The following is a 9,308-nucleotide window of genomic DNA, read 5'->3' on the forward strand; positions in this document are numbered from 1 at the left end:
GATAGAAAATGCCTAAATTACCAAAAGAGATTGACTTACAGGTCATTAGTATTTTTGAAAACTACAGTGTTGAGCATTTTGAAAATGGTCATGTGATTTTAAAAACAGAAGTGACAGATTCTGCTCTTAACTACTATGGGAATGCCCATGGCGGCTATTTGTTTACCCTTTGTGATCAAGTTGGTGGGTTAGTTGCTAGTTCAACTGGTCAAGATGCGGTTACCCTCCAAGCTAACGCTAATTATTTAAAAGCAGGTCATAAAGGAGATCTTCTAACAATTGAAGGGAAGCTGGTTCATGGTGGGCGTTCGACACAACTAATCGAAGTAGTGGTTTACAATCAAAAAGAACAAATGCTTACCAAAGTTGGCCTCACTATGTTTGTGGTGAAAAAATTCTAATACCATCAACAGCTGTATCAGCGTCTATCTGAGAATCATTAAAGCAAAACCTTTAGCGTTTTTGATAGCTAGAGGTTTTGTTTATTTTTTCGGTTAAAAAGACAGATTTTTAAAGTAAAACGTGATAAACTAAAGCTAGATATTTTTAATTAGAATTATTCTTAAAAAGAATTATCCAAAAAGGCTTAGGAGGGGGAAGACCGATGGCTATTTTAGCATTTGATCAGGTCACTTTTACAGACAAGGACCATACGATTTTAAAAGAGATTAGTTTTAGCATTGACCAAGGGGATTTTGTAACGATTGTAGGTCCTTCAGGTGGAGGAAAATCGACCTTGTTAAAATTAGCGAGTTATCTCATTAGCCCAAGTTCGGGAACGATTCATTTTCAAGGAAAACCACTAGATACGTTTAACCCAATCACGTTGCGGCAAGAGATTTCCTACTGTTTTCAAACGCCTTATCTTTTTGGAAAAACGGTTGAGGACAATCTGCTCTTCCCTTTTTCATTGCGAAAGAAAACCCTCGATAAGTCTTTGGTAGAACAGTGGTTAGAGCGTTTTCAGATGGATGCCTCGTATGTCAATAAGGACATCACCAAGCTATCAGGTGGAGAGAAGCAGCGTTTAGCGCTTATTCGGCAACTGCTATTTGAACCTAAGGTACTATTGCTAGATGAGGTCACATCAGCCCTTGATGCCCAAAATGCCGCATTAGTTGAAGAGGTTATTCGCTCTTTAAATCAAGAGGGCATGACTATCCTTTGGGTGACTCATAATGACGAGCAAAGTAAGCGTGATGCCACTAAGAGATTAACGATTGTGGAAGGGCAACTCAAATCTCTGGAGGTGGTAAAATGAATACTGTTAACGATATCAGTGTCGTCTCTTTATTGTTGGCGTCATCATTGGTCGTCATGACTCTCTTTTTTTCCTATTGGCAAAAACTGGGTTTAGGGAAAGAGATTATTGTAGGTGCGGTACGTGCGGTTATCCAGCTTCTCATTGTGGGATTTGTTTTAGATTATATTTTTGGCTATCAAAGCGCTCTCTTCACAGCTGGACTCCTCCTGTTTATGATGTTGAATGCCTCTTATAATGCTGCCAAACGTGGAAAAGGAATAAGACATAGTGCAGTGATTTCATTTGTCGCCATCTTATCTGGGACCTTAATCACCTTAGCAGTCATGTTGTTATCTGGGATTCTTAGATTTGTTCCCAACCAAATCATTCCAGTGGGAGGGATGATTATTAGCAATTCCATGGTCGCTATTGGTCTGTGTTACAAACAACTCAATGCAGATTTTTCGACCAAACAAGCAGAAGTAGAAACCAAGTTGGCTCTCGGTGCAGATGTATTACCGGCTTCCATTGATATTATCCGAGAAGTGATCAAAACAGGTATGGTACCGACCATTGATTCTGCCAAGACTTTGGGGATTGTGACCTTACCTGGTATGATGACAGGATTGATTTTAGCTGGCACCCCGCCTATTCAGGCTGTTAAGTACCAGATGATGGTGACGTTTATGTTGCTATCGACAACCTCTATTGCCTCTTTTATAGCAACTTATTTAGCTTATAGGAGTTTCTTTAACAATCAGAAACAATTAGTATTGCCATCCTAGACAAATAGCCTACGACCATGGATCGTAGGCTATTTTTGAAAATGATAGGAAATAACGAAAATATTCCAGACTCTCCTTATTTTCGGTAGAGTTTATGATTTTGATAAATAGGGTCAAATGTAACGTTAACCCCAAGCTTTCTGAGAACATTTTTATCTTCGTCAGTTAGGGTTACGGTAGAATGGGCTTCGCTGCCTTTCAAGTTACCAAGTTCTTTCATGGCAAGGTTAGCCTCGTCATTAGTCATAGCAGTGATGGCTAGCGCAATGAGGATTTCATTGGAATGTAGGCGAGGGTTTTGGCTACCTAAATGGTTTACCTTGAGGCCTTGGATGGGTTTCACATACTCTGGTTCAATCAAATGAGTGGCTTTGTCAATTTTCGCCAATGTTTTAATGGCATTGATGATCACAGCAGCAGTTGGTCCGAAAAGTTCAGATGTTTTTCCAGTGACAATCTGTCCATTTGGTAATTGCAGAGCAAGGGCAGGCTGTCCTGTTTGTTCTGCTTTTTGGCGAGCAGCCACAGTAACTTGACGGTCTTCAGGTGTAACACCAATATCATTCATCAAGAGTTCAATCTTTTTAACAGCAGCCTCTGAAACACGCTCTGCCTTAAAATCGACGAGGGTTTGGTAATAACGGCGAATGATTTCCTGTTTGGATGCTTCAATAGCAGCTTCTTCATTGACAATGGAGAAGCCAACCATATTAACCCCCATATCTGTTGGTGATGCGTAGGGTGATTTGCTCAAAATACGTTCAAACGTACGATTTAGCACTGGAAAGACTTCGATGTCACGATTATAATTGACAGCTGTTTTACCGTAAGTTTCTAGATGGAAAGGATCAATCATATTGACATCATCTAAGTCTGCAGTAGCAGCTTCATAAGCTAAATTAACAGGATGATGAAGAGGAAGATTCCAGACAGGGAAGGTTTCAAATTTGGCATAGCCCGACTTAATGCCATTGATTTGATCATGATACATTTGGGACATGCAAGTGGCTAGTTTTCCTGAACCAGGCCCTGGCGCTGTCACAACAATAAGGTTACGGCTGGTTTTGATGTAATCATTTTTCCCCATCCCCTCAGGTGAGATAATGTGGTTGATGTCGGTTGGATAGCCCTTGATAGGGTAGTGTAGGTAAGAAGCGATGCCATTTTTTTCAAGTTGTTTACGAAAGGCATCTGCAGCTGGTTGATTGTTATATTGAGTAATCACGACTGAACCGACATAAATGTCTAATGTGTTAAACTTGTCGATGAGACGGAAAACTTCTTGGTCATAGGAAATGCCTAGATCGCCACGCGCCTTTGAGTGCTCAATATTATTAGCATTAATGGCAATCACAATTTCGACTTGCTCTTTGAGTTCTTTGAGCAATTTAATCTTATTGTCAGGTTCATAACCTGGAAGTACACGGGCAGCATGGTAGTCTTCTAACATTTTCCCACCAAATTCCATGTAAAGTTTACCATCAAACTGGCTAATACGTTCTAAAATATGATCCCTTTGTAAGTTTAAATACTTATTAGAGTCAAAAGCAATAGTCTTCATTTTTTTCACCTCTGTAAAGCATTATAACAAAGAAACGAAGAGAAGCAAAAGATTTTTTGTGGAGATAGCAGAATTTATCACTATTAGAATTAGATTTGGTGAGCCTATTACAGCAGAAAGCTAAAAGGTTCTGTAGGAATCACTTGACAAGTAGAAGAGGCTTTATTATACTATTAACAATTAAATACCGCTTTAAACATGTTCCGTGAAGCATGAAAGCATTAAGATCAAAGAGAGTTTAGACTAATCTTTTGTTTTTTGGTGACCTTTAGCAGACTTGCGGACGTGTTCCCAAGTCTTTTTTGCTGCTTGGAAAGAAGGTATGTAATTAATTAAGGTAGTCAGTGAGCTACTATTAAAAAGGAGACAAGTATGTCAAAACGATCTTTGGATACCACCAACAAACGGGCCTTAGTGGCCGCTATTGTCGCTTCAGGTACGGATGACCTGAATGTGATGTTCCTGGCTTTCTCGATGTCCTCTATTATTACCGAATTAGGAATTAGTGGCACACAGGGAGGTTGGATTGCGACGATTACGAATTTAGGGATGTTAGCTGGAGGCCTTATTTTTGGCTTACTGGCAGATAGGTATCATAAGTTTAAGGTCTTTAAATGGACAATCGTCTTGTTCTCAGTCGCTACAGGATTAATTTATTTTACTCCGTCTCTGTCTTATTTATACTGGATGCGTTTTATTGCTGGAATAGGGGTTGGTGGAGAGTACGGCGTGGCTATCGCCATTATGGCGGGAATTGTTCCACCTGAAAAAATGGGGCGCATTTCTTCTTTGAACGGAATTGCCGGACAATTAGGATCGATTAGCTCAGCTCTCCTAGCAGGTTGGCTAGCACCAAGTTTAGGCTGGCGAGGCCTTTTTCTCTTCGGACTCCTTCCGATAGTATTAGTTATCTGGATGATCTTAGCTATAGATGATCGTAAGGTTTGGGATTATCATGGTCAAAAAGAAGAACCCCATCATCAGCCGGTAAGTGTTGCTGAGCTCTTCAAAACAAAAGAATTGACTGCTCAAACTCTCGCTTTGATGGTCATGACAACCGTTCAGATTGCAGGGTACTTCGGGATGATGAACTGGTTACCAACCCTTATTCAAACAAGTCTGAATCTCTCCGTAAAAAGTTCTTCGTTGTGGATGGTAGCGACCATTTTGGGGATGTGTTTAGGCATGTTGACGTTTGGTCAGCTTTTAGACCGATTTGGGCCGCGTCTGGTCTATGGAATCTTTCTGCTTGCCTCTTCGCTGTGTGTTTACCTCTTCCAATTTGCTCATTCCATGAGTACTATGCTTATTGGAGGTGCCATTGTCGGATTTTTTGTCAATGGGATGTTTGCAGGATATGGTGCGATGATTACCAGACTTTATCCACATCATATCCGTTCAACAGCTAATAATGTAATCTTAAATGTCGGCCGTGCTTTGGGTGGTTTTTCATCGGTTATTATCGGAAGCATCTTAGATGTTTCAGGAGTTTCAATGGTCATGATGTTCCTATCATGTCTCTATCTCATTAGTTTTGCTGCCATGTGGACGATTGGCCAACTAAAGGCAGAGGCCTATCAGCAATTGACATAGGTAAGGAAATAGCTCTATCAAAGTCGCTTGTGAAGGATATCGTTCACTTTTAGACATGATAAAAGGTAAGCAATTGTTCATTGCTTACCTTTAACGTTTTAGTCTGTTACTTTTTCCATGAAATCTCGACTATCTACCCTCACTCTGGTATGACAGGCTTTTCCAATCAGTTGGTCTCCCACAAAAGCCTCTATGCGGAAATCGTATTTTCGGCCTTCCTCTTTGAGAGCAGTGATGACAATGGTTACTGCTTGGCCAATGGCAGAAGCAGCTAAATGTTGAATAGCCATTTCACTGCCAACAGTGGTCAATCCTGTTTCTAGTGATTCTTGGGCAAATAAGTAAGAAGCATTTTCCATAAAAGCCACTAAAGCAGGAGTGGCCAATACGTCAAGTGTTCCAGAGCCCATGGCTTTCGCAGAATGCTGGTTGTCAGTTTCGTAAGTATGAGAGTAAATAGTCATAAGTTAATCTCCTTGTTTCTATACTATATATTATAATACATTAAGCGCTTTCAGTCTCGGGATAACTGTTTTTTGTGTTATACTTAGTTAAAGAATTCTTCTTGAAAGGGTGACAATGCGTTTAGATAAATTTTTAGTAGAAACAGGAGTTGGGAGTAGAAGCCAAGTCAAGAACCTTTTGAAAAAGAAAGCTATCTTGGTTAATCAAGAGGTGGAAACATCTCCCAAGGTTCAAATAAATGAACATAAAGACGTGGTGACTTACCTTGGAAAACCTTTGACTTATGAAGCCTTCGTTTACTATGTCTTGAATAAGCCAGCGGGCTTTTTGTCAGCGACAAAGGACAGAGCGCAAGCAACCGTTATAGACTTATTAGATGAAACTGCCAGACAAAAAGACGTTTTTCCTGTTGGCAGATTAGATAAGGATACTCGAGGGCTGTTGCTCTTGACCAATAATGGTCAGCTAGCCCATGACCTTTTATCCCCTAAAAAACACGTTACCAAAGAGTATTTAGCGAAAGTAGCAGGCATCATGACTGATGCTGACAAAGATGATTTTGCCAAAGGTATTTCTTTAAAGGATCACCAGTGTCTTCCTGCTAAATTGGAAGTGCTTGATAAGGATTTAAGCCAAGAGACTTGTGTGGTTAGCATTACCATTCAAGAAGGCAAATTTCATCAGGTGAAACGCATGGTAGCAGCTTGTGGCAAGGAAGTACTGGAATTGCAACGCCTTAGCATGGGACCTTTGCGATTAGACCCTAGTCTCGCAGAAGGTGACTTTAGACGCTTGACATCCGAGGAAATGCAGAGTCTAGAAGCCTATTGTCAGAGCCTATTATAAAAGAAAAAAGAATCCTTCTCTATTTGACTGAGAAGGATTTTACCTTATTCTTACAACCATTTTTTGTATTTGAAAAAGGCAATAGCAGACACAAAAATTAAAATAGCAAAGCCAATCACTGCAGGGTAACCTAAGGGGCTAGAGAGTTCAGGCATGTACTTAAAATTCATGCCGTACCAGCCTACTAAAATGGTCAAAGGCATGCAGCAGGTGGTAACGATGGTTAAGACGCTCATGATTTTATTTTGTTTCGTTTCCAACTGTGATTGGGCCAACTCGCGAATCTGAATAAGAGTCTCACGTAAAGTCACAACTGTCGTCTGAAGTCTCGTTACTCGTGAAGAGAAGAGGTGAAAGAAGCGCAGATTTTCCTCGGCGAAGAAATTGTTCTCGTTCTCGTAAAATTCCTGTGCCAAATCAATCAATTGCCCATAGTGGAGATTTAACTTGGTGAGTTGTCGTCTGATGAGATTCAGCTGAACTTGGCTAATCATACCTTTATCTGTTAATATCGTTTCTTCTAGTTTATCTAGTTGGTTATCGAAATCTTCTAGAAGGGTTAAATCACCATGAATAATAGTTTCTAAAAAATCGTAGAGAAAACGTTCTAGGCTTGGCGTTTTCCATTTTTTACTAGACTGAATCTGTGCTAACCAATCAGCAACATGACGATGCTCATCGATAAAGACAACCCCTCTTTCATCAAGAGCGAAGGAAAAATCCATGGCTTGACCAAGCAAATCTTTTCGATCGGGAATTTTAAAAGTCCCTGTTAAAGAATCACTATTCACTTCTGCCTTGGTTGAATTGGCCACATCAATGTTAAACTCCATATCAATATCCATATCAAAAAGGTCGTGGTGACGCCGCCATTCCTCTGGAGTTAAGATAGCTACATAAGGATGCTTGTTGTTAAGACAGTCTGTCAGGGAGACAGGCGTTAATTTTTCTAAAATTAAGTAATACATACTGACATTATAGGCTTATCCATTAAAAAAAGCCAGCACAAGACTGACTTTTTCGTTAGTTTAGATTGCCCATTCGCCACCGCGGAAGATAGGAATAATTTGTCCATCTTTCGTGATGCCATCAATATCCATATGTTCTGAACCAATCATAAAGTCTACATGGGCGGTTGAGCGGTTTAAACCAGCTGCTTTTAATTCTTCATTGGTCATTTCAGTGCCACCTTTAATACTGAAAGCATAAGCAGCACCGATGGCAAGGTGGTTAGACGCATTTTCGTCAAAAAGAGTATTAAAGAAAGTTAAACCAGAAAGTGAAATTGGGGTTTTATGGGGAACTAGGGCTACTTCACCAAGGGCACGAGCACCATCATTTTCCTCGACCAATCGCTTAATGGTTTCTTCCCCTTTTTTAGCCGTTACCTCAACAATCTGGCCATCTTTGAAAGTAAAGGTCATGTCTTCAATAACAACACCGGCATAAGAAAGTGGTTTAGTAGATGAGACATACCCGTCAGCTCGACGATAGTCTGGTGCGGTGAAGACTTCTTCAGTTGGCATATTGGCGATGAATTCTTCCCCTTGAGCGTTGACGCTACCTGCCGCTTCCCAGACATGATTTTCAGGCATACCGAGGGTTAAATCAGTCCCAGGTGCCATGTAATGTAGGGCATCAAATTGATAGTCATTGAGGAGGTTAGCTTTGGAAACAAGGCGTGCTTGATGGTCATCCCAGGCTTTAATAGGATCTTCCTCATAAATGCGATTCATTTTGAAGATAGCATCCCAAAGAGCATCAACTTGTTCTTCCTCACTGGCCAAATCTGGGAAAACCATGGCTGCCCATTCAGGACTTGCTGCCGCTACTAAATTCCAACTCACTTTATTAGCTTGAGTAGCCACACGTTGTTTTTCAAGAGCAATTGAAGTCGCACGAGTAGAACCAGACAAGCGGTCTGAGTCAACGCCCGCAAAGACATTTGGATCAGATGAACGAACCACTAATCGACTCGCTTTTTTACCAAGTAAGTAATGAGACTTTTCAATCACATAGTCGGGTACATTTAGGAGACGGTCCTCATCAGCTTTCAAGAGTTTTTCGCGCGTGATTTGATCATCAGTATAGTCTACAATAACCTCTGCAGCACCTGCTTCGTAAGCTTTCTTTGTCAGAAGACGAGCGAAGCGATAATGTTCAGCAGCAATAGTAATCAAAAGGGTATGCCCTTTTTGAACATTGACACCTTTTTTGATAAGCAAATTAGCGTATTTTTCAATATTGTGTTCGAAATGAGGTAAAACCATGAGAATCTCCTAAATATTATTTTGTAAATTCTAATGTATCATATTCAACGGAAATGTACAAGAAATTGTGAAAAAGAATCACGCCGTACGCATGAAAACTTTCTCTTCATCCTTTTGTGCCCGGACATCAATTTTGAAAAGATTCCTTTTTAAATCAATCATCTGCTTAGCCTCTTTCTCCAAATAATTGGACTAAATAATCTTCCAAATGGACAGAAATATACCGTTGTTTGCGACGATAACTGAGGTCTTTTTTAGGAAATACCATCACTTTGAGAAAATATAAGCACATTTTTCGGATAAGATTTAGGTTAAATGCGGCTCTTTTATCCAATGTCTGATGATGATCTTCATGATAAACAACGTCCAATAACCAGTGCATACTCTCTATCTGCCAATGACCTCGTACACAATTGGCAAATGTAAGGACATCCGGCTTAAAGCTAAAGATAAAATAACGATCCTCTTGACTCAGCTGTCCATCCTTATCAATCGTGTTACGAGTCATCCCAATACCACGTAACTTATGCCATTTGGGATGATTT

The 9,308-nt window shown here is 40.2% G+C and carries 10 protein-coding genes; 5 read left to right on the forward strand and 5 right to left on the reverse strand.

The genetic code is table 11. The features are described 5' to 3' along the window. Positions 1-8 precede the first annotated feature (8 nt). From ACYTR8_RS01535 to ACYTR8_RS01545, 3 genes are all read left to right on the forward strand, one after another. Positions 9-401 carry a PaaI family thioesterase gene (locus ACYTR8_RS01535; RefSeq protein ID WP_479641554.1) on the forward strand — a complete coding sequence of 131 codons (393 nt, stop codon included), beginning with the start codon at positions 9-11 and terminating at the stop codon, positions 399-401. 203 nt (positions 402-604) lie between these two features. After that, complete coding sequence (locus ACYTR8_RS01540; RefSeq protein ID WP_111716905.1) at positions 605-1,261, forward strand: ABC transporter ATP-binding protein; 657 nt, start codon at positions 605-607, stop codon at positions 1,259-1,261. Then, complete coding sequence (locus ACYTR8_RS01545; protein ID WP_479641555.1) at positions 1,258-2,028, forward strand: ABC transporter permease; 771 nt, start codon at positions 1,258-1,260, stop codon at positions 2,026-2,028. The genes ACYTR8_RS01540 and ACYTR8_RS01545 overlap by 4 nt, the downstream gene beginning before the upstream one ends. Positions 2,029-2,104: 76 nt before the next feature. Here ACYTR8_RS01545 and ACYTR8_RS01550 read toward each other — a convergent pair whose 3' ends face one another. Continuing rightward, the gene (locus ACYTR8_RS01550; RefSeq protein WP_154413812.1) at positions 2,105-3,589 is read right to left on the reverse strand and encodes a DUF1846 domain-containing protein; all 1,485 of its coding nucleotides are present in this window, start codon (positions 3,587-3,589) and stop codon (positions 2,105-2,107) included. A 372-nt stretch (positions 3,590-3,961) separates the two neighbouring features. Here ACYTR8_RS01550 and ACYTR8_RS01555 point away from each other — a divergent pair, with 372 nt between their 5' ends. Beyond that, positions 3,962-5,182: an MFS transporter gene (locus ACYTR8_RS01555; RefSeq protein ID WP_111716899.1), complete on the forward strand. Its 1,221-nt coding sequence runs from the start codon at positions 3,962-3,964 to the stop codon at positions 5,180-5,182. A gap of 98 nt (positions 5,183-5,280) precedes the next feature. Here the strand turns inward: ACYTR8_RS01555 and ACYTR8_RS01560 are convergent, their stop codons facing one another. Further along, positions 5,281-5,646, reverse strand: a complete 366-nt coding sequence (locus ACYTR8_RS01560; RefSeq protein ID WP_003051383.1) for a thioesterase family protein — start codon at positions 5,644-5,646, stop codon at positions 5,281-5,283. 115 nt (positions 5,647-5,761) lie between these two features. Between ACYTR8_RS01560 and ACYTR8_RS01565 the strand changes: the two genes are divergently transcribed. Then, positions 5,762-6,493 (forward strand): pseudouridine synthase, encoded by a 732-nt coding sequence (locus ACYTR8_RS01565; RefSeq protein ID WP_111716897.1) that lies wholly within the window; start codon positions 5,762-5,764, stop codon positions 6,491-6,493. 50 nt (positions 6,494-6,543) lie between these two features. On the opposite strand, the gene ACYTR8_RS01570 is transcribed toward ACYTR8_RS01565, so the two are convergent. The 3 genes from ACYTR8_RS01570 to ACYTR8_RS01580 form a co-directional block, all read right to left on the reverse strand. Further along, positions 6,544-7,461 (reverse strand): magnesium transporter CorA family protein, encoded by a 918-nt coding sequence (locus ACYTR8_RS01570; RefSeq protein WP_129555542.1) that lies wholly within the window; start codon positions 7,459-7,461, stop codon positions 6,544-6,546. A gap of 60 nt (positions 7,462-7,521) precedes the next feature. Next, the gene (locus ACYTR8_RS01575; protein ID WP_479641556.1) at positions 7,522-8,763 is read right to left on the reverse strand and encodes an aminopeptidase; all 1,242 of its coding nucleotides are present in this window, start codon (positions 8,761-8,763) and stop codon (positions 7,522-7,524) included. A 166-nt stretch (positions 8,764-8,929) separates the two neighbouring features. Next, positions 8,930-9,308, reverse strand: a 379-nt coding sequence (locus tag ACYTR8_RS01580; RefSeq protein WP_479641557.1) for an ISAs1 family transposase, incomplete at its 5' end; no start/stop codon positions are given.

It is taken from the genome of Streptococcus sp. F2, assembly GCF_056500955.1.